Source organism: Pseudomonas sp. A-B-19 (assembly GCF_019947515.1).
GTDB lineage: Bacteria > Pseudomonadota > Gammaproteobacteria > Pseudomonadales > Pseudomonadaceae > Aquipseudomonas.
Genome location: NZ_JAGYGN010000012.1, coordinates 72,536 through 96,983, shown reverse-complemented (window position 1 = coordinate 96,983; position 24,448 = coordinate 72,536). Strand labels below are relative to the sequence as shown.

Sequence of the window (24,448 nt, the reverse complement as noted above, 5' to 3'; positions counted from 1 at the left end):
ACACCCAACAAAAATCATCCAATAAGAAAGCGAGGAACACGAGATGGCCAAATATCCTGTCGTTGTCTATGGCGCCAGTGGTTACACCGGCATGCTGACCATGGACTGGCTGATCGACCAGAACATTCCTTTCACTGCTGTGGCGCGCAACGCCGGTCGTGCCCAGGAAATGATGGCGCAACGCGTCGTCGGCCTGGAGTCGGCCAAATATGAAATCATCGAGTGCCCGCACGAGGTCGAAGCGCTTGTAAAGGTGTTCAAGGGCGCGCGCGTGGTCTGCAACACCGTCGGCCCTTTCGTCAATTTCGGCAAGGTGGCGGTCGAGGCCGCGCTCAAGGCGGGCTGTCACTACCTGGATCCTGCCGGTGAGCAGGAGCACATTCGTGCACTGCGTGATGAGTTCGGCGAGCTGTTCCGCCAGGCCGGCCTGCTGCTGTCGCCGTCGCTCGCCTACATGTACACCTTCGCCGAGATCGCTGCCGAGCTGGCCCTGGAAACCCCCGGCGTGGACTCCCTGGAAACCGCGACCCTGACCCGTGGGCCGCGTGTCGGTGCCGCCGGTGTGACCGTGGGCTCCACCGCCACCATCTTCGAAGGCTTTCGCCATCAGGGCTCCTATCTGTGGGACAAGGCGCTGGTTCCGTATGCGCCCAACGTCAGCTTCAACATCGTTTGCCCCAATCTGATGGAGTCGGTGTTCTGCCTGCCCTGGGGCGGAACCTCGCTGCCGGTGTATTTCGAGCAGGATGCGCGTGTGCGCAGCTGCATGTCCTGCGTCGGCTTCTACGACAACCCTGTGATGAAGAGCGTCCACGCGCTGGGGCAGAAGTGGGAAGCCGAATACAAGCACCTGCCGAAGGAACAGCAGGATGAGGTGATCCAGAGTCTGGTGGATTCGACCACGCCGAGCATGCCGCCTCGTGAGCGCAGCACCCTGCAGCGCACAGTGGACTTCGCGATCGGCCGCGGTCAACTGGCGGCTGTCCGGGCGACCGTGCACGGCATCACCCCCTACATCGCCACCGGTGCCCTGCAAGCCGCGGCAGTGGCCAAGCTGCTGGACAACGACGTCGCCAAGGTGGGTTTCGCCTCGTCCTCCAAGGCCTTCGGTCACCGCTACATGCTCGGCTTCCTCGAGCAGCGCGGCTTGGCACGCGCCACCATTACCCAACTGTGAAGTGACGAAGATGGCGATTATTGATTTTTTCGATCGTGGCTGGCGGATCAATCCGCACGGCGCGGCTTACATCCAGGACGGCAAGGTCACGACCTTTACTGAAGCGGGGGAACTGTCCTGCCGCATCGCCAACGCGCTCCTCGCGCAGGGATTCGCGTCCGGAGTCAAGGGCGCGGTCTGGGCGGCCAACGATGTGACGGCCTGGCTCTGTGCGCTAGGCCTCTGGCGCGCCAACCTGTGCTGGATTCCGGTGGGCGCGCGCAACGCGCCGGAGGAAAACCGTTACGTGCTGGACGCCTTCGACTGCGAGATCCTGTTCTTTCAGCGCGAGTTTACCGAGGTGATTGTTGCCCTGCGGCCGCAGCTGCCCAAGATACGCCGGTGGATCTGCATCGACGGCGAGGTGGAAGGCGCCGAGTCTCTTCAGCACTTCGTCGCGCAGCAGCCAGCAACCGACCCGCAGGTGGACGTTGATCCGGAAGACGTAATCTGGGTTGGTCCCACGGGCGGTACGACGGGCTTGCCCAAGGGCGTCATGAATACGCATCGCAGCGTGCAGACCAGCTTTGCGCACTTTATGATCAATACCCCTTATCCGGCCAACACCAGGCCGGTGAATCTGGCGGCGGCGCCGATGACCCACACCGCCGGCATGCTGTCCATGCCATGCACTGCAAGGGGCGGTACGGTTGTCGTGATCACTAAGCCGGAGCCGCAACTGCTGCTCGCGGCAATCGCGCAGTACAAGGTGACGGAATTCTTCCTGCCGCCGACCGTCATCTATCGGCTGCTCGACATTCCCGATCTGAACAAGAAGGTCGACTTCTCGTCATTACGCTACTTCCTCTACGGTGCGGCACCAATGTCGGTCGAGAAGCTGCGCCAGGCGATCGAGGTCTTCGGGCCAGTCATGATGGAAGGCTACGGGCAGACCGAAGCACCTGGCGCCATCGCGCACCTGACGCCGGGCGAGCACTTTGTAGATGGACATGTTGCGGGTGATGAGCGGCTGTCCTCCGTCGGCCGACCCAATCCCCTGGTTCGCGTCGAGATCATGAACGACAACAACGTGATTCTGCCGCAGGGAGAAACCGGTGAGATCTGCGTACGCGGCGATCTCATCATGAAGGGCTATTACAAGGACCCGCAGAAGACCGCCGAAGCCATCATCGATGGCTGGCTGCATACCGGCGATATCGGTCATCTCGACGCCGATGGCTATCTGCATATCACCGACCGCAAGAAGGACATGATCATTTCGGGTGGCTTCAACGTCTATCCGAGCGAGGTCGAGCAGGTGATCTGGGGGCATCCCGCTGTGCGCGACTGTGCAGTGATCGGTGTGCCGGACGAGACGTGGGGCGAGGCGGTCAAGGCTGTCATCGAATTGAACGAGGGTCAAACCGTCGACGCGCAAACGCTGATTGCCCTGTGCAAGGAACAGCTGGGCTCGGTGAAGGCACCCAAGACGATAGACATAGTGCTGTCCCTCCCGCGCAGCCCGGTCGGCAAGGTGCTGAAGAAAGACCTGCGTGCCCGTTATTGGCAAGACGCCAAACGGCAAATCTGAAGTCCAGGAGTCCTCTGATGGAACCAATCTATATTGCCGGCATCGCCATGACCGAGTTCGGGCGCCATCCGGACCGCAGCCTCCAGGACATGGCCCTGGAGGCACTCAATGGTGCGCTGGCGGATGCCCGCGCCCAGCGCTCCGATATCGGTGCCGTCTTCTACGCCGGCATTACCAACGGCCAATTGCAGGGGCAGCTGTCGATCCCCGGGCAGGTGGTGTGCAGCAAAATCGGCATTGAAGGGGTACCGATCTACAACGTCGAAAACGCTTGCGCCTCGGGCAGTACCGCCGTTCATCTGGCGGTGCAGAGCCTGCGCGCCGGCGCCACCGACGTGGCGCTGGCCCTGGGCGCGGAGAAGATGGTCGTACCCGACAAGATGAAAACCCTTTCCCTGTTCGAGGCTGGCTGGGACGTCTCCACCGCCGAGCAGAACTACGCGACGCTAGTGAGGATGGGGGAGGGCATCGTCCTTCCGGCGGGCTCCGAGTCCGATCGGCCGTACAGCAAGTTCATGGCCATCTACGCGGCCATGTGCCGTTGGCACATGAAGACCTACGGCACCACCCAGCGCCAGATCGCCGCGGTGTGCGCCAAGAACCACAATCACTCGGTGCACAACCCCTATTCGCAGTTTCGCAAGCCATTCACCATCGAAGAGGTGCTGGCCGCGCCACCGATCACCTATCCGATCACCCTGCCGATGTGCGCACCGATGACCGACGGCGCTGCAGCCGCGATCATCTGCACCGAGGCGGGTCTGAAGCGCATAGGTGCCGACCCCAAACGTTGCGTGCGGATCGCCGCCAGCGTGATTCGCAGTTTCACCCTGCGCGACCTGGCCGAACCTGAGAAGCATGTCAGTCACCTGGCCGCGCTTCAGGCCTACGAGATCGCCGGGCTAGGTCCGCAGGACATGCATGTCGCCGAGGTCCATGACGCCTCCGCGATGGGCGAGATCATTCAATCGGAAAATCTCGGCCTGGCGCCCTTGGGGCAAGGCGGGATCTGTGCCGAGCGCGGTGATTTCACCGTGGGCGGTCGGATACCGATCAATCCCTCTGGCGGTCTGGAATCCAAAGGTCACCCGCTCGGCGCAACGGGCATTGGCCAGTTGTTCGAGCTGACGACCCAACTGCGGGGCGAGGCAGGGGCTCGCCAAGTCCAGGGCGCACGCCATGCGATCCAGGAAAACGGAGGGGGACTGATCGGCATCGAGGAAGGCGCTGTGGCTGTCCATATTCTGAGTCGTTAGGAGAACTCGCCATGTCTACCCACCATCGCAACGAAAACCTCATGACACTCACCGATCCGGGGCAGTTTCGACGCTTTGGTGGGTGGATGGATAAGCCGGACGATCTGCAACCGCAGCTACAGGGCGATGTCAGCGCCGACGTGATAGTGGTCGGTGCCGGCTTCGCTGGCCTGTCCACCGCACTGGAGCTGACGGCTCGCGGGGCCAAAGTCATCGTCCTCGAGCAAGAGTTTGCCGGCTTTGGCGCCAGTGGGCGCAATGCGGGCTACCTTGCCGGCAGCATGGGGCTTGAGTTCGAATTGTTCGTCAGTCGAGTGGGGCGCGAGCGGGCGAAGCAGATCGTCCGTTTCTACGATGCAGGCGTCCCCTATGTGGAAAAGCGGTTGATCGAGCTGGGCATCGACTGCGACTACAACCCTTCCGGGCTCATCCGCGCCGTCGTTCATCCCTCGCAGGAAAAGCGACTGCGCAAGAGCATGGAAGTCGGGCTCGATCTGGGTTCGGTCACGCGCTTCGTGGATCAGGCCGAGATGCGTGCACGCGGGATTCCGCCAGCCTTCCTGTTCGGTTGCACCCAGCACGGCGGCACGCTGGATCCGGGAAAATACGTACTGGGACTGCGCCGTGCAGCGATTCAGGCGGGCGTGAAGCTGTACGAGCAAACTCCGCTGCTGTCCTATAGCGAGGGGCGAACCATCACCTGCGAGACCTCGCACGGTAGCGCGAGTGCGCCAATCATGGTGCTGGCCACCAATGCCTTTACCCCACAACTGGGCCTGCTGCGCAATAAGGTCGCGCCGTTCCGGGTTTCTGCGATAGAAACCCGGCCGCTGTCCGCGACGCAGTTGTCATCGCTCGGCTGGCGAGGGCGCGAAGGCATTGTGACGCCGCATATAACCATGGAGAGTCACCGCCTGACCGCACGTAACACGCTGGTGCTGACCACCAAGCAGCTCAGTTACGTCTATGGCTCGAAGACGCCCAACGTGCCGGACGCCAGCGCCTATCGCGCATTGGGGCAGGCGCTGCACGAGCGCTTCCCGACCCTGCATGGCCTTGGCATCCAATCTTGCTGGAGCGGTTACGTCAGCATGGCGTACGACGCTCTGCCGGTGGTGGGCGCAACCGGGCCACAGCAAAACATCCTCTACACGGCTGGGTGTGCGGGGCACGGTGTTGCTACCCAGTCGCTCATGGGGCTGCTACTCGCCGAGCGAATCGGTGGTGTCGAGAATCCGCTACTGGAGGCGTTGCACCACAAGACGCCTTCAATGCTTCCCGAACCCCTGCAGTGGTGCGCCATGAATGTTGGCCTTGTGGCGGCCAAAGCGCTTGATGAGTGGACGAACTGGAGAGCCCTGCAGCGGCGCAGTTGATCATCGTTGTTCTGATATTTCCCATGTGACTGATCATGTTCGCTGCGCCAATGTTGCGCAGCGAAATACCTGTTGGTCAGTGATCTCAATTAACCGCTGCGTGAGGCATTAGCCATGGCCAAGAGGCCTACCTCCGATACCGGACTCGATTCAAAACGTAGACAATTTCTGAAACTCGCCGGTGCCTCCGTGGCCGTAGGAGGTTTCGGTCTGAAAGTGGGGCTGGCGCATGCCGGTGCAGCCTCTGGCGAGGCGGGCGATGTTCTGGATGTCGCCATCATAGGCGCGGGCCTGGCTGGATTGACTGCCGCCCGGGACCTGCAGCTGGCCGGCAGCCAGTCCTTCGTGGTCCTCGAGGCACGGGACCGCGTGGGAGGTCGAACCCTCAATTTCGACATGGGCAACGGGCATGTTTCCGAGGTCGGTGGCCAGTGGATCGGGCCGGGCCAGACCGCTGTCGAGGATCTCGCGCGGCAGCTGGAGGTGGGAACCTTCCCGAGCTTCTACGAAGGCAGCACAGTCATTCTCGGCGGCGACGGCCGCCTTGAGGTCGATCTCAAGGGAACCTTCGGCACTGATATGACCGTCGCTGGAAAGCTCAGCGAGCTTTCGCGCGATGTGCCCTCGGGGGCGCCCTGGAATTCGCCGAAGGCAGCGGAGCTGGACAAGCTTTCGGTTGGCGATTGGCTGGCCCGGCAAAACATCAAACCCGAGGATCAGCCAGGCTGGGATGCCAGCATGACGCTGAGCGGTGGTGTAACCCCGGCCAAAATGGGGCTCTTGCATTTCCTGTCCATGATCAACTCAGCCAGTTGTGATTACGAAAAGCTCGACTCGATCAAGGACAGCGCCCAGGGTACTCGGTTTATCGGCGGCTCGCAGATTCTCAGCACCAGAATGGCTGGGCAACTCGGGGACAAGGTGCGCTTGCAGTGCCCGGTCCGCAAGATTACCGACTGGGATCGCGAAGTCGTCACGCTACACACGGACCAGGGGCTGGTGCGTGCGCGCAAGGTTATCGTGGCCATCCATCCTGCCCTCTGCAACCAGGTGCAGTTCGATCCGCCCCTGCCGCAAGCGCGTGCTGCTCTGCAGCGTGCCTGGCCAGCGCACTCCCCGGCGCGCAAGACGGCCATGGTGTACCCCCGGCCGTTCTGGCGCGACAAGGGCTTGAATGGGCACATCATCATGCTCAACGGTCCCATTATCTGGGCCTGGGATAACTCGCCACCCAATGGGGACGTGGGCGTCATCAACGCCTTCATCTCCAACGCCAATCTGCCCTCGGACCCTGCAACGGCGAAGCACGTCCTGACGGAACTTTACGCGCGTGCCTGGGGAGACAAAGCGCTGCAGCCCGTGGCCTATCACGATCAGGATTGGGGGCGTGACGATCCTTGGTCGATCACCTGCGTTTCGGCCATACCTCCGGGATTCTGGACCACCCATGGCGAGGCGCTGCGGCCGGCCTGCGGCAATCTGATCTGGTCCGGTACCGAGACCGCCGAAATCTGGGCCGGTTACATGGATGGCGCCGTGCGCTCGGGCCACCAGAGCGCCCTGCAGGCCCTTAACGCCCTGCGTCGGGCATAGGAGGTGAATATGAAGAAGTGGATTTTGCTGGGATTTGTTACGGTCGTTGCCGGCCTGCTGACTGTTTACGGCAGGGACCTGCTCGATCTTTATCGCCTGTTGACTCACATCAGCACGTCCAGCGAGGCGCGGCAGGCTGATGGTGGGCCGTGGCCACGCCTGACCGATGCGTGTGTCGGTTGTCATGGCGCCCGGGGCAACTCGCTGCATCAGGGTTACCCGAGTCTCGCGGGCCAGCCGGCTCCCTACCTGGCGGCTCAGTTGCGCCACTTCGCCAGCGGCGAGCGAGCCAACCCGAACATGGGCCCGCTGGCATTGAGCCTGAGTGAGGCTGACATTCAGCTCCTGTCGGAGTACTTCGCCAAGCACCCTGCTGCTGAAAACGGGTCGTTCAAGCCTGATCCCGCTCTGCAGGAGAAGGGCAAGAAGCTGGTGGCGAGCGGGGGCTGCGCCGCTTGTCATGGTGAAGGTCTGATGGGGCACGACCAATTCCCGCGGTTGGCCGGGCAGGGGCATGACTACCTGCTGGCGCAGCTGAATGCTTTTGCGCTGGGTCGCCGCAAGGATCCGTCAGGCGCGATGACCGCCATTGTCACGACGTTGTCCGTGGATGATCGCAAAGCACTTGCCCATTATCTCGCGGCACTCGCTCCTGTAGCGAAGTGATGTATTGAGTTCAGTATTTGATAGAGGCTACTACTATGGAAATCAGGGATACCTTTGCGTTGCTTGCTTGCGCTCTGTTGGTGCTTTGCGGAGTGACTTACGGGATCAAGTTTCTTAAAAAACATAACTATTTGCTCGGTTTCGAGTGGCTGATCGTTGCCTTCTCCGGGTCGAATCTTCTGATATACCTCCTCACTGAGTGGAAGTTTAACTACAGCATCTCATTCTTTCTCGATGCCTTTTCCCGCGGGTTCGGTATACCGATTGTTGCCACTCTTGGCCTGATGGCGGTCACCCATAATTACAAACCATCGGTGTCCAAGGATGTCGTGATATTCGCGGCTTCGTTCGCTGCCACATTCGTGCTCGTCCTGGCCGACTTCGTTCGCGAGCCGCTCCCGTACTTCTATGTGATCATGTGGTCGGGCTACACGATTTATCTCGCCTATTTCACCTGGCAACTGGTTTGTGCCCGAGAGAACCTGCACGCCCTGGCCACGGCGGTGGGTGCTGCGGGTGCCCTGGTCGTGGCTCTCGTCTATGACTTCTTCCCGATCCCGGGTGACGACACCAAAATGGTGTTCATGACCTTTGCCTTGACCACTTGGTCTTACACTTTGATCCAACTGTATTACGCCTATGGCGCGCTGGCGCGTGCGATGGGAGGTTCGTCTCGATCGCTTGTGCAGGCCCGCTGACCGATTTGCGAGTTGCATAGAGTAAGCCGCCATGTTCTGGCGGCTTACTCGTTTCGGCGCAATGTCCGAGTTGGCAACAATGATCCGGGAAGTTCTGTCTCTGGAACGGGAATGTGGGGTAGGTGAGCGTCCATGCCCACCTCCACGAATAACCGATTACCTGGTTACCGGATTCGAGGTTGGTGTCTGGTTGGCCAGGAAGTGGGCCGTGGCCCTGATCTGCTGCTCCGAGAGTGTGCTGGTCATGGCGTTCATGGCCTGGCTGGGGTCCTTGCGTTGCCCCTGCTTGAAGGCGGTGAGCTGGTCTATCAAGTAGCGTTCGCCCTGGCCCGCAATGCGGGGAGCGAGCGGGCTACCCGACAGACCCTCGCCATGGCAGGCGGCGCATCCCCTGGTCGCGATTGTGGCTTGTCCGCGTTGTTCCAGCGCTTCATCGCGGCTCGAGGCCTCTGTCCTTTCCGGCTGCTGACGCGCGAAATAGCCCGCCAGGGACTTGATTTGATCTGTAGTCAGATTTGCCGCGAGCGGGCTCATTTGCGGGCTGTGTCGACGCCCTTCGGCGAAGGCGTGCAACTGGGCTTCGATGTATGGCGCGGGTAGACCGGCCAGGGAAGCGTACTGCGCGTCCCGGGGCTGGCCATTGGCGCCGTGGCAAAGTGCGCAGGAATCCTGAATCTGTGGCCAGGCGCCGCCATTGGCCTCGTAGTTGGCATAATGCTGGTCGAGGGCGTCCATGAAGCGATAGCCCGCCACCATCTCCGGGCCATATATCACGGTCGATACCGCCAGGGCCGCCACAGTTACGATCGCCCCAATCACAAATGCTCGCTTCATCACACGCTCCTCCGACGTTGAACCAACGCCTGGAGCGCCTCGAGTGCTGCGCGGTGGCCGGCACGGATAGCACCATCCATCGAACTGGCCCAGAGATCGGCAGTTTCAGTGCCCGACCAGATCAGGCGGCCGAGCGACGGTTTCAGGTACTGACCCCATTTGGTCAGAAAACCCGGTGGTATTGACGCGACGCAGGTGAGGGTCCAGGGATCGACCTTGCCCCAGTCGTGGTCGTGGAACTGGATGGGGTGCAGCGCTTCATCGCCCATTGCTTGCGCATAGATCTCTGACAGGGCGCTTTGGGCGGCGTTGGCATCGTGGGGCAATTGGCCGCTTCTGACGAAGGCGCTGAGGACACCGACGCTGCTATCCGGGGGCGAGTTGTCATAGGACAGGATCAGCGGTCCGTCGGCTTGCGTGATCTGGCCGTTCAGGCCCTTGTCCCGCCAGAACGGACGCTCGTAGACATGTACGGTCTTGCGCATAGGGGCATGAGACGGCCAGAGGCGCTGTAACTGCGCGCGTCCGCTGGGGAGGGGAGGATCGAAGCTGATCTGGTTGCACAAGGCCGGGTGCAGTGCAGCAATGACCTGTCGGGCGCGAATGACGCCCTGGTCGGTATGCAGTTCGACCACATCCTGGTCCCAGCCGACGATCTTGCGCACGGGGCAGGACAATTTGACCTTGTCACCCAGTGCCTCCGCCATCTTGATACTGAGGATCTGTGAGCCGCCGACGAAGCGAGTTTCCTGGGCGCCACCCTTGAACCCCTCGAGTTTTTCCATGCGGCAATCGGCGGAGTTGATGAGGGACAGGTAGTGCAACAGCGCCAGGACTGAGGGAGGGGTGCCAGTTGTCAGGCCGATGGAGGTATCGAAGCCGAGCTTGCTCTCATTGCTGACTCCCTGCTGTGCCAGCCACTCGCCGACCGACAGTTTGTCCAGGGCGGTCGCATCCGTCGCGGTCCATGGCTCCTTGCTGGGCACTCCCCGCGCGAGTTCATTCAGCTTCTCGACTATCGAGGCATTGGAGTTCTGGCCTTTGGTCAGGTCCTGCTCGAATTTGGCGTCACCCACCAGGTAGACGTTTTTGCCCTGGTACCAGGTCGGGAAGGTGTCGATCTCGAGTTCGCGGGCCAGGTCGAAAATGGCCGTCTGGCCGGGGCCGATCCACTCGCCACCGGCTTCCGACACAACGCCTTTGCCCAGGTCGTGGTTGTAGGTGCGCCCACCGACACGGTCCCGGGCCTCGAGCACGACGAAGGACTCGCAGCCAGCGCGGCGCAGGTCCCGCGCCGAAGTCAGGCCGGCGAGTCCTGCCCCGATGATGGCTACGTCCAGGACGTCGTCCCGGCCAGCATGTGGCACCTGAGCCGTGGCCCGCCCGCTCAGAGCGATCCCTCCGATCAAGGTGGCGCTTCCAATCGCCTGAAGCAGCAAGCGTCGCTGGCGCGCCGGCAGCGACAATTCATCGTTATCTGAATCCATCTTCGCCTCTGTCATATCTATTGTATGTTTTACATAACAGTTGTTGTGTAAAAATACAGCACATTTGAAACCGTGCAAAGCAGATTAGTAGGGCGTTTGGTGTTGAGGAGGGTGGAGGACGACACAGGCCTTGGCACCGGTGGAGTGGGCCGGGGCATGATAAGGGCAGGTATCCTGCTGGATAGGGCGCTCAGAACAAGGCAGCCAGTGCCATTTAATGGTCATGGCAAGAAAGCGCGGTGCGCAGCTCCGACCTGATGATCCTGGAGACGCGCGCTGCTCGTGAAGGCCAACTCAGCTGCGCGCGTTAACTGCGTTACTTGGCGACTGCCTTTCTCTTGGAAGATGGTTTTTGCGGTTGCGGCGGAGTGATCAAGGTCATGAGGGCATCGAGAAGGGATTGACCTCGGCTCGAACCGAACCGTTCAGGTTCGATCGGCAACATCATCATCCATCCGTCGCTGATCGCGCTGAGCTGATCGGCGAGCAACTCAGCGGGGATATCGTCGCGGATTATGCCTTGGCTTTGCCCTCTCTCCAGTACCGATGTAAACACCTGGCGGAACCGTGCATATCGTTGCTTGATGACGCCTGCGAAAGCCGGTTCGTGCCTTGCGTAGCCAAGCAATTGGAGCCATGCGAGCCATGCGTCCGGCTCGTCGGTGTTCGTCCAGTCGAGCCATTGTTCGATGAGAGCCTTGATATCGATCCGCTCCTGGTTGTTCTCCAGCAAAGTGTCGATCTGGTCGAACAGGCTCTGTGCGACAGCGGTGATCATCTCCTCCTTGTTTGCGAAGTAGTAGGTCACCGCTCCCGTCGTGCACCCGGCGTGCTGCGCCACTTTGCGCATCGAAGCTCCGGCATAGCCCTCGCGTGCGATCACCGCGATCGCCGCCGCCAGCAACTCGGCCCGTTTCGCCTTGTGGTCGCCTACGGGCCGACCCCGGCGGGAGACCGGTTCGGATTCGCTATCACTCGCTTGAGAGCTGTTGTTCATGGGAGGCTGGAGTCGTGAATCAGGCATAGGAAATGGGTAATTTTCGCTGGCTCAATTGATCGGAGTAACAGTTGCAGTGAAAAAGCTGCAACTTGCTATTTGCGGCTCAGCATATGGAATTTATTTAAAGAAAGCACCCATGCAAGACTTGATACCGGGGCTCTCCCGAAGGGCGCATCAGCGGCCTTCGGGCAGCCGCGCGATGCATCAGTCGTCCGCGCGGAAGATCACTGGAGCGATATTGGTGAAATTCGCCACGTCGCCCATAACCTCAGCCGTCCTGGGGGAGGTGAGCGCGGCATCGATTCCGGCCTGATTGTTGAAGCGCAGAATCACCAGGCCTGCCAAGGGCTGCGGACCGACGACCGGAAACAGGATCTCGGCCGATTGCAGTCCAAACTCACCCCATGCGGAGCGCGCGAGCGGGATGTGGGTGCAAAGGTAGTACTCCCGGTCGAATCTCGCACCTTCGGTTAAGGGGTAGCTCACGATAAGGGTAGCCATGGGTAGTCCTTGCTCTTGTTGTGATGGGGTAGAGAGGGCATGACGCGCGCCTCGGCAACCTGAGGCGCGGTGACTTTGTGAAATCAGTTTTCGCCGCAGCCCACGACCGCAACGGCACGAATTTCCACGCGAAGCCCGGGAAGGGCCAGTTGCGAGATGCCGATGGCGGTCCAGGACGGGTAGCGGTCGGGGAAGTACTGGTGCTTGACCTGCATGAATGCGTGCGTGTCAGCTTGAAGCTCAGTATGAAATGTCATCAGCTCGACAACATCCGCCAGGGTCGCGCCCGCCGCCTCAAGGGCGATTTTCAAGCCTTGGAAGGCTAGGTGCGCCTGCTCTTCGATACCGTTGCCCGGTGTCATTGTGGCGTCGATTCCGACCTGGCCGGAAACCCAGATCATGTCCCCGACACGGGTCGCTTGCGGAAAGTGATAGTTATCGTAGAACACTTGGGATTGGGGAGGGGTGATGGTTTGCCGTTTCAGGTTCTGGGTACTCATTGCTTGATCTCCGATCATACGAGCTGGCGGAAGGTGGGGTGACGGAAGGGTTCTCCCGGCTTCAAGGTCATCAATTCTTCGGTGAAGAGAACGCCTTCCTTCGGATAACCCGCATCACTGTGGTCCGGCAGGGGGTTAAAGGTTGCGTCGTCACCAAAGAAGCGGAAAACAAAGGTGTGGCGATCCGGGAAGGCTTCGTCGACCGGCGCGCCGCCGTGTAGCGAGCCGGGATGGAGCACGACCACATCCCCGGGCTCCGTTGCCCACGACAGAATTTCGTATGCATCGGGCGCCTGCTCGCGCTCAGCCTCGATATCGGGAAGGCGAGGCAGCATGCCGCCTCCATGCAAGGGTTGGGTTGGGTCGTTCGGGTCGAGGAAGGTGGTTCCATCAAAACGCGTTCCGCGGTGTGATCCCCGAATGATCTCCAATGCATTTTGCTTGGGAACGGATTCGAAACTGATCCATGCATTGCCCCAATGCATGCCGGCCCAGGGCAAATAAGAGGTGTCCTGATGCCAGAGTGTGCGCGAACCACGTCCGCCGGCCTTGAGGAATACTTCCTCGGCGAAATACCAGACGTTTTCGCAACCCCAGAGGTGTGCGAATAACTGGCCAAAGGGGAGGGAAGAGACCAACTCCTCCAGGCGCTCCTTGGCGAGCGGATTGGCGTTGTCGACGTGCGACTGTTGCAAGGTCCCATCGAACATTCGAAACGCGTTGGGGCCATGGTTCTCGACTGCCCAGTCATAGGCAGTCCGACACTGAGCTAGTTGCTCCTCGTTCAGAAGCCCTTTGATCAGGACTGCCCCATCTTCCCGGAATGCCTTGCGCAGAGAGTCTTGCATAGCGGCTTTCTCCCACGAAATTTCACTAAGGTGAGATTGATCCTAGCAGCCAGGTTTATTTGGCGCAACACGCGTTATGATAATTATGACTGGCACTGAATGTGCCAATTTCCTGGAGGTGATGGCGCCGGCTATCAGCAGCTTTTCCCCTCAAAAAGGGTGCCGGTTCGCTGCCGTATCAATTAGGCCACTCGAACAATCGGCGAGGATATATGCGCGGCGCAAAGGGGGGCGCTAGAAGAAGTAATAGACGTAAATCTCTATCAGATTCGAGTCCTTGCCGCTGGAAAAGTACTGCCAGGCGCCGTCGCGGCCTATCACCGGCATTGCCAATATCGAGGGGTGGCGGGCAGGCCGGCCAAAATTGATACCTACAGGCAAGTTGGCTGCATAAACGCATGTCACAAGAGTTGCCGCTTACAGCTACCCTGGCGGTGCATGGAGAGAGGTCAGGCGAAGCTGTCTCGCTACGCGGTGGGGCTATTCGCAGATTTTGTCAGTAGGCACTTTATGGACGTCGATGCGATCGTCCAGCACTACGATTCACTTCAAGAGGAGAATCAACTGCCACAGAGGAGGTAGCAATCCAGGCTGGCTGCGATAAGCCGAGGGTTCGATTGGTCGGAGGTTGGCCAGGTAGTAGCTGGCATGGGACAGCCCACCAGAGATGTGGCCGCCTCCACTGACAGCTTCGGGTTGCCAACAGCTTCGGGGTTGCGATGATGTGCAAAGCGGAACCGATTAGCCAATGACTTTTAATCGACCGATAGCAGCCGCTGGACAGAATAGTGGCAAATAGTTAGCGTCGACCTCCAGCACTGAATCTTTATCGCAGCTGAGCTTGGCGTCATCCATGTCGCGTTTGCAGCAATTCCTCCGGGCTAGACAAGGGCTTGCAGGACGACAAGGAACGTTATACGACATCACTGCCGCGTTTAAACGCGATAGTGATGTCGTCATATAGGAGTTAGGCGTATTAGTTGGAGGAGTTGCAATGACAACAATCGATGTGAAATCCCGATTCGAAGCAAAGCTTCTTCGTCCGGCAAAGCCTGGTAATGATACGTCGTGGGCGTTCGTAGTACTGCCAAGAGACGCGAGTGAACAGCTTCCGAGGCGAGGAAGGACGACAGTTGAAGGCACAATCAATGGGCACCATTTCCAGGCAACCCTTGAGCCGGATGGCCAACTGAGCCATTGGCTGCAGGTAAGTAGCGAGTTACTCGAAGCCGCAGGCGCGGCCGTTGGGGATATCGTTACGCTAGAGCTAACCCCTGTGAAGAAGGAACCCGAGCCTGACATGCCAGCAGATTTTCAGGAGGCACTGGCATCCACTCCTGAGGCTCGTAAAGTTTGGAACAATACGACGACCATCGCACGGGTAGACTGGATACACTGGATTACTTCAGCCAAGCAACTTAAAACGCGCGCAAAACGAATTGATGATGCCTGCGATATGCTTGCATCCGGCAAGAAGCAGGTTTGCTGTTTCGACCAGTCCGGCTATTACAGTAAGGCTTTCCGTGCGCCCGAGGCAGAAGATTTTTAAACGGAACACTCCGTTGAATACGCCTGACAAATCGTTCGCTTCGTTCACCAGGACCGGCTAAAGCCGGCCTTTTAGCTTAATTGTTATGAATGTCTGCAAAGGGTCGACTTTTTCAACAGAATCGGCCGCTAGCCGTCACTCATCAATGTGACTAACAGCCCCCTCACATCATCGTCACACCACCGCAGCTGCAATCGTTCTGGAACGCCAAGCAAAAGCCAACACCATCAGCAGCCCCAGACCCGCCATTGTCGCTCCGGCCAGGGAAATCGCCGGATAACCCAGCCCGGTATTGATCACCGCTCCACCCAGCGCCGCACCAATCGCGTTGCCGAAGTTGAAGGCACCGATGTTCACCGCCGAGGCCAGATTGGGAGCGTCCTTGGCAGCCTCCATGACACGCATCTGTAGCGGCGGCACCAGGGCGAAGCTGGCGATACCCCATATCAGGATGGCAACGGCGGCCGGCAGCGGCCAACGCATCAGTACGGTGAACGCCAGCAGGACGAGAATCAGCACGCTTAGCGAAACGATCAGGGTGCGATCTATCGAGCGGTCGGCGGCCTTGCCGCCCCACATGTTGCCCAGCGTCAACCCCACACCGAACAGCACCAGCATGGCGGTGATGTAGGCGGTGGACGCATGGGTCTCGCTGCTGAGGATCGGCGCGATGTAGGTGAAGACGGTAAACATTGCACCCGAGCCGACTACGGTCAGGGCCAACGCCCCTAGCACCGGGCCACGGCCCAGTACCCGAATTTCGGCCAGTACACCGACGCTTTGCGGCGCCTGCAGGTTGGGCAAGGCGAACCACAACGCGACCATGGCCACCACGCCGAGGCCGGTAATACCCCAGAATGCGGTGCGCCAGCCGAACAGTTCGCCAAACCAGGCGGCCAGCGGCACACCGCCGATGGTCGCCAGTGTCAGGCCCATGAACATTGCCGCAACCGCCCCGGCACGTTTCTCCGGGGCGACCACGCTAGCGGCGACGATGGAGCCAACGCCAAAGAACGCACCGTGGTTCAGTGAAGTCACCACCCTGGCGACCATGAGGCTGTAGTAATCGGTAGTCAGGGCTGACATCAGATTACCCAGGGTGAAAATCGCCATGAGTCCGATCAGCAGATAGCGCCGGGGAATCCTGCCGGTGGTCAGGGTCATCAGCGGCGCGCCGAGCAGTACGCCCAAGGCGTAAGCACTGACCAACAGACCTGCGGCGGGAATGGAAACGCCGAGATCTGCAGCGATGCCCGGCAACATGCCCATGGGGGCGAACTCGGTAACGCCGATGCCAAAGGCACCAATGGCGAGTGCGACAAGTGGTGGATTGATACGCATGGAAGGCTCCTTATCTATGCCGCTAATGCTACGATCCGACTTTTTCAGGCGGTAGATAGCATTTCTGGCAATCACCTTTGCGTAAGGAGCACAAATGGACTTCAACGGCAGGTCAGGTGAAATGAGCGTGTTCGCCACTGTGGCGCAGGAAGGCAGCCTGTCGGCCGCCGCGCGTGCATTGGGGCTGACACCCTCGGCGGTCAGTCGGATCATTGCGCGTACCGAACAACGTCTTGGCACCCGCCTGCTGTTGCGCACCACCCGAGCGATCACCTTCACCGCCGAGGGCGAGGCTTTCCTGCGCGGCGCCCGGCGTATCCTGGCCGACATGGCCGAGGTCGAAGAGGCCATCGCCGACCAGGGCGTACCAAGGGGCCGATTGCGCGTCAGCGCCGCCCTTGGCCATGGGCGGCTAGCCATCGTTCCCTTGGTGGCAGCATTCAGCGCCCGTTACCCGAACATTGTCGTCGACCTCACCCTCGGCGACGAAGTGGTCGACATTCTCGGCGGCCAGGCCGACGTCGCGGTACGCTTTGGCCATCTGCCCGACAGCCCGCTGACCGCGCGCAGGATCGGCGACACCGGCCAGGTAGTGGTGGCATCGCCCGAGTATCTGCAGCGCCACGGCATCCCCCAGGAACCGGAAGACCTGCTACGGCACAACTGCCTACGTTTCAACTTCCGGCGTGCCGAACCCAACTGGCCGTTCGTCCGCGACGGAAGAGAATTTACCCTGAAGGTCAACGGCAACATCGAATGCAGCAGCGGTGAAGCGCTGGCACAACTCGCGCGAGTAGGTGCCGGCATTGCGCGTATCGGCGAGTTCAGCGTGAGCGAGGATCTGCAGCGCGGTGACCTGATACCGCTGCTGGAAGCCTGGAACCCCGGCGACCAGGAACCGATTCATGCGGTGTTCGTAGGTGGCTCGGCAATGCCGGCGCGGGTGCGGTTGTTCGTGGACTTCTTGTTGGAACATCACCGGATGTAAGCGGTGGCGTCACTTGATCCTTCCGGGTGCTCGTGATGCTGTTCGCATTAAGCAAGTAGTGACCAACACATCGTTGGGCGCGCTATCAGTGGGTGGTCTGCCTGACTGGAACAATCGGGAGCCATGGCATTGATGCCTCGTCTGCACCTCGTAGATGGCCGAGATTGGCCGATGGCTATTCGTGAGAGGCCGCTTTCGGCCCAGAGTGTGTAAAAACGCTCCGCCAAAATTGAAGTGTGCGCGTCTACGTTAAATCTGAAATTTATCGGCACGTCAGCAGATGTGGAGCCCGACTGCATCTGTTGACCCAAAGCGCGGTTGATTTTTTTGCAACCAGTGGGTACGAACTGCTTGATAGGGACAAGGCGCCTGTCGCCATAACCCAGACAGCTCAGTTCAAGCATTTGTGCCCTTGCTCAGCGAGCTACCTGCGGAAAACTTTAAGCGCTTCCCATTGTGCGAAGTAACCCATCGAATCGCTTCCGGGCCATCGCTGGCGTGGATGGTCACGCGAGCGATGGCTGGGTGCAATTTATATAATCCAAAGCTTCCGAAATCGGGTTATTGGCTGGCAAGGGCGTGGAGCGCGACCCGCGAAGCGGCCAGGTCCCAAGCCGCGGTACCAACGCTTTTGAATACAACGGGCCGTGACGAATCGATTGGGCCGCGAATGGCGGCGGCCAGCGATCTGACTTGAGACCAGTCCACACCTGCCCGCAACAGGTCGCCTGCTTCGTGCTGCGCACCGGCAGTATCGTCAGCATAGAGAACGCTACCGTCCAGAGTGACTTTGCCAAGCTCCGCCATCTCCGGCTTGAAAGCACCTACACCAATAATCAATCGACCTGGCTTGGCTGGTTCGTTGTAGACCGGCTCTGTGCTGGTGGTTACGGTGATTACCACATCCACGTCGGGAATGCTGTCGCCGCACGGTTGCAAATGTTCGTGCAGGTCTCGATTGTTGCTGCAGAAAACTGCTGTCGCTTGTGCGTCAATTCCTCGAACCCACAGCATGCACTGCGGGTAAAGAGCATTGATGGCTTGTACGTGATGACGTGCTTGTGCGCCGGTCCCGAACAGTAAGATCTGTTTCGGTTCATGCTTGAACAGCGTCCGAATCGCCAGGAGGGTGACTGCCGCAGTGCGACGCCCTGTGACCTCCGGGCCGTCGAGCAAGCACTTTATTTGTCCGGTTACGGCATCGCATACAGTTACCGTGCCGTTGATCGTCGGCAGCTGACGCTGCACATTCCCCGGCTGGACGTTAACCAGTTTGTGGATGCCGATGTCCTGGGCGGTGGCGGGCATGCTCAGCAAAACACCGCCGGCACCCAAGGGTACAACCAGGCGCTCAGGGCTCAGAATCGAACCGGCTTCCAGCTCGGTTGCGGCTTGGGCAATAGCGTCAACGAGTTTTTTGAAATCCAGCAGTGCCGCTGTCTGCGCTTGATCACAGACGGTAACCGAAAGGTTTTTCGGGGAGGCATTATTCGCCAGTCTATTAGTCATTGAATATTCCTTTTGCTGAGATCAGTTGTGGCGGATGTCGGAAAGAAACTGCTGTGCACGCATGGCCTGTGGTCGGCACAGCCATCTCAGGCAAGCCGTACCCCTATGTGGCCTCAGTGTAAAATTTGCGCAAGAAAGGCCTTGGCCCGCGCGCTGTTCGGGGCGCTGAAGAAGTCCTGAGGCGGTGCGTCCTCAATGATCCGGCCGCCGTCGAGAAACAGCACGCGCTCGGCCACTTGCCGGGCAAAGCCCATTTCGTGGGTCACGCAGAGCATGGTCATACCGCTGCCGGCCAGGTTAACCATCACATCCAACACTTCGCTGACCATCTCCGGGTCGAGCGCCGAGGTGGGTTCGTCGAACAGCATGATTTTGGGTTCCATGCACAACGCCCGGGCGATGGCCACGCGCTGTTGCTGGCCCCCCGAGAGCTGGCTGGGGTACTTGCTGGCCTGGCTGGCGATACCGACTTTTTGCAGGAAGTGCCGGGCCAGTTCCTCGGCCTTCTTGCGGCTCATGCCGCGCACCGAAATCGGCGCCAGGGTGCAGTTATCGAGCACGCTCATGTGCGGGAACAGATTGAAATGCTGGAACACCATGCCAATTTCACTGCGGACCCTGGCGGCCTCGCGGTTGGTCTGGGCCAAGTCGGTGTCGTTGACCAGAATGCGGCCTTTTTCGGCGATTTCCAGGCGGTTGATGCAGCGGATCAGCGTCGATTTACCGGAGCCGGAAGGCCCACAGAGCACGATGCGCTCGCCTTCGCGCACTTTTAGATCGATGTCGTGCAGCACATGGAAGGCGCCATAGAACTTGTTCAGGCCGGCGATATCGACCACCACCTTACGGGTGTCCGGGCTTGCGGCGAGCGGAGTGTCTACAACGGCAGAGAGGGCATGCATGGTCTTGTCTCCGGCAATCAGTGGAAGCGCTCGGCGCTGTACGGGGCAGGGTCGGTAAAGGGCATGGCACCGGTCATCAACTCGGCCAGCAGACGGCCGCAGACCGGGCCGAGGGTCAGGCCATGGTGGGCATGCCCGAAGTTGAACCACAGGCCTTTGTGTCGTGGCGCCGGGCCGATCACCGGGCACATGTCCGGCAAGCATGGACGGCGTCCCAGCCAAGGCTCGGCATCCAGGCGTTCGCCCAGCGGGTAGAAGGCGCGCGCCAGCTCTTCACAGCGACGTAGCTGGATTTCGTTGACCGGGTCCTGGCTGTCGGCGAACTCGATCCCGGTGGTCAGGCGAATGCCGCCGACCATCGGTGCCAGGACATAACCACCCACCGGGTCAAGCAGCGGCTGTTGCAAGCGCGTGCCAGGCAGGGCGGCATAGTGCATGTGATAACCGCGCTTGATCGCCAGTGGAATGTCATACCCCAGTGGCTCGAAAATGCCCCGGGCTTGCGGGCCCAGGGCGACCACGGCTTCGTCTGCGATCACCAGGCCCTGTTCGCTCTGCACTTCCCATTTGCCCACGCGCTGGCGCAAGGACAGGGCGTCACCAAGGACGAACACGCCGCCGCGTTTGACGAACAGTTCGGCATAACCGCGTGTCAGGCCGCCGGGGTCGCTGACGGTCTTGGGGTCCAGCCAGTGAATGCCGCCGACCACGCAACTGTGCAAGCCCGGTTGACGGGCATGCATCTGGTCGCGGTCGAGCACTTGGTAATTCAGGCCATAGTCCATGAGCGCAGCCGCGTCGCGTTGAGCCTTGGCAAACGCCGGTGGAGAATTGTAGGCCTCGACCCAGCCACTGGCCTGGATCAAGTGATCCATGCCGGCCGGTGCACAGAGCAGGTCGTGCTCGCTGACGCAGTGCTCCACCAAGGGCAGCATGGCCCGGGTTGCGGCGGCCAGGCCCTTGGTCCCGGAGTGCCGCCAGTACTGCAGCAGCCATGGAATGGCCTTGGGCAGGTACTTCAGGCTGTAGCGCACGTCCGACTGCCGGTTGCCCGCGTACCGCAACAGGCTCGACAACTGGCGCGGGAACGCGTAGGGAATTACGCTGGCGCGCTCGATCAGCCCGGCATTGCCGTGGCTGGTGCCGTTACCCGGCTGCTGGCGGTCGATGAGCACGACCTTACGGCCACGGGCCTGTAACTGGAGTGCGGTACTGACGCCGACAATCCCGGCGCCCAGAACGATGGTTTCGCAATGCATGGGTAGATCCTTGATGCAGGGGCGGCCACGGCAGCCCGAGAAAAAACCGGTTTACTGCAGGTGGCGGCCGAGGCGGCCCTCGAGCGCTTTGAGGCTGCGCCGCACGACTTCCACAATCAGCAGATAGAGCACGGCGGCCCAGAGGTAGATCTGGAAGTCGAAACTGCGCGAGAAGGCCAGCTTGGTCACCCCCATCAAGTCGTAGATGGTCACCAGTGAGGCAATGGCGCTGGCCTTGATCATCAGGATCAGTTCATTGCCCAGCGGGCCAATGGCGACCAGCAGCGATTGCGGCAGGATGACTTTGCGAAAGGTGGTCCAGCGCGACAGGCTGAGGGCTTTCGAGGCCTCGCGCTGACCTTGGGTCACGGCCATGATGCTGCCGCGAAAAATCTCGGCCTGATAGGCCGCGGTGTTCAGGGTGAAGGCCAGCAGCGTGCAGAACCAGGCCTCACGGAAGAACCACCACAAACCCACGTCCTGCCAGAAGCCTTTGAACGAACCCAGGCCGTAATAGAGCATGAACAGCTGTGCCAGCAGCGGCGACCCGCGGAAGAAATACACGTAGACGCCGGTAAAACGGCTGATAAAGCGGTTACTCGACAACCGGCCCAGGGCGATCAGCAGACCGAGCAGGGCGCCAAGGGTGAAGGAAATGGCCACCAGCTTGGCAGTCACCAACAGGCCTTCGATGAAACGGGGACCGTAACGCTCCAACAAGTCAGGGCTGAGGAAAAGATTTTGCAGTTCATCGAAGCTCATGGGCGAAGGCTCCGTTGATGGCGGCTGAAATACTGCTCCAGGAACTGGAACAGGTGGCCGGAAATGGCCGAGAAAAACAGGTAGCCAAAGCAGGCCACGGTGTAGAACAGCATCGGTTCCTTGGTGACGCTGACCGCCAGGTTGGTTTGACGCATCAGATCGACCAGGGAGATGGTCGACACCAGCGAGGTGTCCTTGAGCAGTGATAGCCAGTTATTCGACAGCCCCGGCAAAGCAATGCGTACCAATTGCGGCAGTACCACCTTGGTAAAGGTTGTGCGTCGGGACAGGCCAAGGGCGGCTGCAGCTTCGAACTGGCCCTTGGCTACGGTTTTGAAGGCGCCCAGCCAGATCTGGCTGGAAAACGCGGCGAACACCAGACTGAAGGCGATCAGCGCGGCGACGAAGGGGTTGATCGCGACTTCGGCCTCGTAGCCCATCGTGGCCAACAGTTTCTGCGCACCGATCTGGCAACCGTAATAGATTATAAGCAGGGTCAGCAGCTCGGGCAGCCCGCGGAACACGGTGGCAAACACCGTGCTCATGGCGCGCAACCAGCGACGTCGGGAACGGGCGGCCAAGGCCAGGCCCAGCCCCAGCGGCAAGCCAATCGGCAGGCAGCTCAGGGCCAGGACAATGGTCACCAGGGCGCCGGCCAGCAAGGCTGAACCCCAGCCGCCGCTGGCGAAGGATAGCAATGACAGGTTTTCGAACATCCTCGAACCCTCTCGGTAAATTAAGCTCGCACGCCCTCACCGCACCCGTGTGTGGGTGCAGTGCAACATGTCGGCAAGTAACGACCCTCAGGCGCGCCTGAGGACTCGAGGGATCAATAGATATCGAAGGCGAAGTAGCGACTGGAGATCTTCTTATAGGTGCCGTCGGCGACGATTTCATCCAGCGCCTTGTTGAAACGCTCGCGCAGGACATCGTCACCCTTGCGCACTGCGATCGAGGCATCGGCAGTGGTGCCGTTGACGTCGCCGATGATCTTGCAGCAGTCCTTGCCAGCGCTGTCGACCCAGGCCAGCAGCGGGAATTTGTCGGCAATCACCCCGTCGATCCGGCCAGTCGCCAGGTCGCTGTTGGCTTCATCGAGGGTAGGGTAGAGCTTCACGTCGGCACCGGCCGGGCCGTAATGATCTTCGGCATAGATGGCCTGGGTCGAGGATGACTGGGCGCCGACCGTGCGGCCCTTGAAGTCGGTCTGGGCGTCGGTGATGTTCGAGTCCCTGGATACCGCCACGGACAGGGGGGTACGGTAGTAGTGCCGGGTGAAATCGATTTTCTGCTTGCGCTCATCGGTGGCGATCATCGAAGCCACGACCGCATCGTATTTCTTCGCCATCAGCGCCGGGATAATCCCTTCCCAGTCCTGGGCGACGATGCTGCACTGCACGTTCATGCGCTCGCACAGGGCGTTGGCGATATCCACATCGAAACCGTGCAGCTTGTTGTCCGAGTCAACATAGTTGAACGGCGGGTAAGCACCTTCGGTAGCGATCTTCAGTACTTCAGCCTGCGCGCTGGTAGCCCCGGCCAGGACCATTGCGCATACACCGGCAAAGCGAATGACGTGTTTCATCCAGCACCTCGTTTTATTGTTTTGAGTTTGGTGACGATGTGTATCCAACGAACTCGTTGTGTAGGGTCGCAATGGCTTCAAGACGTTTTTCGACCTCGGGACCCAACTGTTTGCAGACGTCGTTGACCAGCAGGTGGACCAGCGACAGCATCGCTGCGGTCGATTCCCAGAACAGGTTGAACTCGGTGGGCACGCGGAACACTTCATCGGCGTTCTGGTCGGCCCAGTCGCAAAAGGTGTCGGTGATCAGCGTCACAGGGATTCCGGCATCGCGGGCCTTGCGGCACAGGGTCAGGGCGTGGCGGGAATAGCGGCGGGCTTCGAACACCACCAGCGCACTGTCTTCGGGGACACTGAGCAACACCTCGGCGTAATGCCCGGCGGCACCATCGACCCAGTGTGTGTCATCGCGCAGGTACTGCAGCAGATGCACCATGGATGCTGCGATGCCACGCTCTGTCTGGAACCCGGCGACGAACACCTTGCGCCGGGTGGCCAGGCGCTGGCTGACGTTGTGCCAGGTCGGGGTGAGGCTATATTCGTAAACCTTGACCAGGGCCGCGACTTCCAGCTCGAAGCTGCGCGGCAGGCCTTGCGGGCCCTGGCTGGCCTGATGGCGAAACTCCTGCAAGCGATCGCCCACCAGCCATGGGCCTTCGCCCAGGTCGACCTTGAGGTCGTTTTTCAGGTCTTTGAAGTGGCTGTATCCGAGGGAGCGACAGAAGCGCCCCACACTGGACTCACTGACGTTCAATTTCGCGGCAATATCAGCGGCAGTCTGGAACGGCAGTTCATAGAGGTTGGCCAGCATATAGTTGGCAATCACCCGGCCGGAGGCGGAGGCGGTTGAAAGACTGCTTTCAAGGCGTTGTTTGATGGGCTGGCTCAAGGCTGCTTCCTGTTGTTTTTCAGCGCTTACGAAAGAAAATGCGTGTTTTCTGGCATTAAGTCAATACATGACAGATAACTGTCATGATCGGTGATCGTCACTCTGGTACGCAGCATCGACAACTCGGTTGGAGGGCAGGATGCCCTATGCAAAGCTCG

General features: G+C 60.2%; 23 protein-coding genes. 9 read left to right on the top strand and 14 right to left on the bottom strand.

What is annotated here, in order from left to right; all coding sequences use genetic code 11:
* Positions 1-43 precede the first annotated feature (43 nt).
* The 7 genes from KGA81_RS15500 (at position 44) to KGA81_RS15470 (ending at position 8,336) form a co-directional block, all read left to right on the top strand.
* Positions 44-1,177, top strand: coding sequence for a saccharopine dehydrogenase family protein (locus tag KGA81_RS15500; protein ID WP_223547068.1), 1,134 nt, complete (start codon positions 44-46; stop codon positions 1,175-1,177).
* Between the two features lie 10 nt (positions 1,178-1,187).
* The gene (locus KGA81_RS15495) at positions 1,188-2,747 is read left to right on the top strand and encodes an AMP-binding protein (RefSeq protein ID WP_223547067.1); all 1,560 of its coding nucleotides are present in this window, start codon (positions 1,188-1,190) and stop codon (positions 2,745-2,747) included.
* 17 nt (positions 2,748-2,764) lie between these two features.
* Positions 2,765-4,003 carry a thiolase family protein gene (locus KGA81_RS15490; RefSeq protein ID WP_223547066.1) on the top strand — a complete coding sequence of 413 codons (1,239 nt, stop codon included), beginning with the start codon at positions 2,765-2,767 and terminating at the stop codon, positions 4,001-4,003.
* 11 nt (positions 4,004-4,014) lie between these two features.
* Positions 4,015-5,379, top strand: a complete 1,365-nt coding sequence (locus KGA81_RS15485; RefSeq protein WP_263293352.1) for an NAD(P)/FAD-dependent oxidoreductase — start codon at positions 4,015-4,017, stop codon at positions 5,377-5,379.
* Between the two features lie 114 nt (positions 5,380-5,493).
* Positions 5,494-6,972 carry a flavin monoamine oxidase family protein gene (locus KGA81_RS15480; RefSeq protein ID WP_223547065.1) on the top strand — a complete coding sequence of 493 codons (1,479 nt, stop codon included), beginning with the start codon at positions 5,494-5,496 and terminating at the stop codon, positions 6,970-6,972.
* A 9-nt stretch (positions 6,973-6,981) separates the two neighbouring features.
* On the top strand, positions 6,982-7,638 hold the full coding sequence (locus tag KGA81_RS15475; protein ID WP_223547064.1) for a c-type cytochrome: 657 nt from the start codon (positions 6,982-6,984) through the stop codon (positions 7,636-7,638).
* Positions 7,639-7,673: 35 nt separating this feature from the next.
* Positions 7,674-8,336, top strand: a complete 663-nt coding sequence (locus tag KGA81_RS15470; RefSeq protein WP_223547063.1) for a hypothetical protein — start codon at positions 7,674-7,676, stop codon at positions 8,334-8,336.
* 156 nt (positions 8,337-8,492) lie between these two features.
* Here the strand turns inward: KGA81_RS15470 and KGA81_RS15465 are convergent, their stop codons facing one another.
* The 6 genes from KGA81_RS15465 to KGA81_RS15440 form a co-directional block, all read right to left on the bottom strand.
* Positions 8,493-9,170, bottom strand: coding sequence for a c-type cytochrome (locus KGA81_RS15465; protein ID WP_223547062.1), 678 nt, complete (start codon positions 9,168-9,170; stop codon positions 8,493-8,495).
* Positions 9,170-10,657 carry a flavin monoamine oxidase family protein gene (locus tag KGA81_RS15460; protein ID WP_223547061.1) on the bottom strand — a complete coding sequence of 496 codons (1,488 nt, stop codon included), beginning with the start codon at positions 10,655-10,657 and terminating at the stop codon, positions 9,170-9,172. The genes KGA81_RS15465 and KGA81_RS15460 overlap by 1 nt, the downstream gene beginning before the upstream one ends.
* Positions 10,658-10,973: 316 nt before the next feature.
* Positions 10,974-11,681 carry a TetR/AcrR family transcriptional regulator gene (locus tag KGA81_RS15455; RefSeq protein WP_411736558.1) on the bottom strand — a complete coding sequence of 236 codons (708 nt, stop codon included), beginning with the start codon at positions 11,679-11,681 and terminating at the stop codon, positions 10,974-10,976.
* A 180-nt stretch (positions 11,682-11,861) separates the two neighbouring features.
* Positions 11,862-12,158: an EthD family reductase gene (locus KGA81_RS15450; RefSeq protein WP_223547059.1), complete on the bottom strand. Its 297-nt coding sequence runs from the start codon at positions 12,156-12,158 to the stop codon at positions 11,862-11,864.
* 83 nt (positions 12,159-12,241) lie between these two features.
* Positions 12,242-12,658, bottom strand: a complete 417-nt coding sequence (locus KGA81_RS15445; RefSeq protein ID WP_223547058.1) for a RidA family protein — start codon at positions 12,656-12,658, stop codon at positions 12,242-12,244.
* 14 nt (positions 12,659-12,672) lie between these two features.
* A complete protein-coding gene (locus KGA81_RS15440; protein ID WP_223547057.1) occupies positions 12,673-13,506 on the bottom strand; it encodes a phytanoyl-CoA dioxygenase family protein in 834 nt (277 codons plus the stop codon).
* Positions 13,507-14,500: 994 nt separating this feature from the next.
* Here KGA81_RS15440 and KGA81_RS15435 point away from each other — a divergent pair.
* Positions 14,501-15,055 carry a YdeI/OmpD-associated family protein gene (locus KGA81_RS15435; protein WP_223547056.1) on the top strand — a complete coding sequence of 185 codons (555 nt, stop codon included), beginning with the start codon at positions 14,501-14,503 and terminating at the stop codon, positions 15,053-15,055.
* A 174-nt stretch (positions 15,056-15,229) separates the two neighbouring features.
* On the opposite strand, the gene KGA81_RS15430 is transcribed toward KGA81_RS15435, so the two are convergent.
* Entirely contained in the window at positions 15,230-16,396 is a 1,167-nt protein-coding gene (locus KGA81_RS15430; RefSeq protein ID WP_223547055.1) for an MFS transporter, read from the bottom strand.
* 94 nt (positions 16,397-16,490) lie between these two features.
* Between KGA81_RS15430 and KGA81_RS15425 the strand changes: the two genes are divergently transcribed.
* Positions 16,491-17,384, top strand: a complete 894-nt coding sequence (locus KGA81_RS15425; RefSeq protein ID WP_223547054.1) for a LysR family transcriptional regulator — start codon at positions 16,491-16,493, stop codon at positions 17,382-17,384.
* 561 nt (positions 17,385-17,945) lie between these two features.
* Here KGA81_RS15425 and lhpI read toward each other — a convergent pair.
* The 7 genes from lhpI to KGA81_RS15390 all read right to left on the bottom strand — a co-directional run bounded on the left by lhpI (position 17,946) and on the right by KGA81_RS15390 (position 24,290).
* On the bottom strand, positions 17,946-18,893 hold the full coding sequence (gene lhpI, locus KGA81_RS15420; RefSeq protein ID WP_223547053.1) for a bifunctional Delta(1)-pyrroline-2-carboxylate/Delta(1)-piperideine-2-carboxylate reductase: 948 nt from the start codon (positions 18,891-18,893) through the stop codon (positions 17,946-17,948).
* A 113-nt stretch (positions 18,894-19,006) separates the two neighbouring features.
* Entirely contained in the window at positions 19,007-19,795 is a 789-nt protein-coding gene (locus tag KGA81_RS15415; protein ID WP_263293351.1) for an amino acid ABC transporter ATP-binding protein, read from the bottom strand.
* A gap of 17 nt (positions 19,796-19,812) precedes the next feature.
* Complete coding sequence (locus KGA81_RS15410; protein ID WP_223547052.1) at positions 19,813-21,054, bottom strand: NAD(P)/FAD-dependent oxidoreductase; 1,242 nt, start codon at positions 21,052-21,054, stop codon at positions 19,813-19,815.
* Positions 21,055-21,105: 51 nt separating this feature from the next.
* Positions 21,106-21,816: an ABC transporter permease gene (locus tag KGA81_RS15405; protein ID WP_223547051.1), complete on the bottom strand. Its 711-nt coding sequence runs from the start codon at positions 21,814-21,816 to the stop codon at positions 21,106-21,108.
* A complete protein-coding gene (locus KGA81_RS15400; protein WP_223547050.1) occupies positions 21,813-22,532 on the bottom strand; it encodes an ABC transporter permease in 720 nt (239 codons plus the stop codon). Before KGA81_RS15400 ends, KGA81_RS15405 begins: the two co-directional genes overlap by 4 nt.
* Positions 22,533-22,645: 113 nt before the next feature.
* Positions 22,646-23,401 (bottom strand): transporter substrate-binding domain-containing protein, encoded by a 756-nt coding sequence (locus KGA81_RS15395; RefSeq protein ID WP_223547049.1) that lies wholly within the window; start codon positions 23,399-23,401, stop codon positions 22,646-22,648.
* A 13-nt stretch (positions 23,402-23,414) separates the two neighbouring features.
* Positions 23,415-24,290, bottom strand: coding sequence for a MurR/RpiR family transcriptional regulator (locus tag KGA81_RS15390; RefSeq protein ID WP_223547048.1), 876 nt, complete (start codon positions 24,288-24,290; stop codon positions 23,415-23,417).
* Positions 24,291-24,448 lie beyond the last annotated feature (158 nt).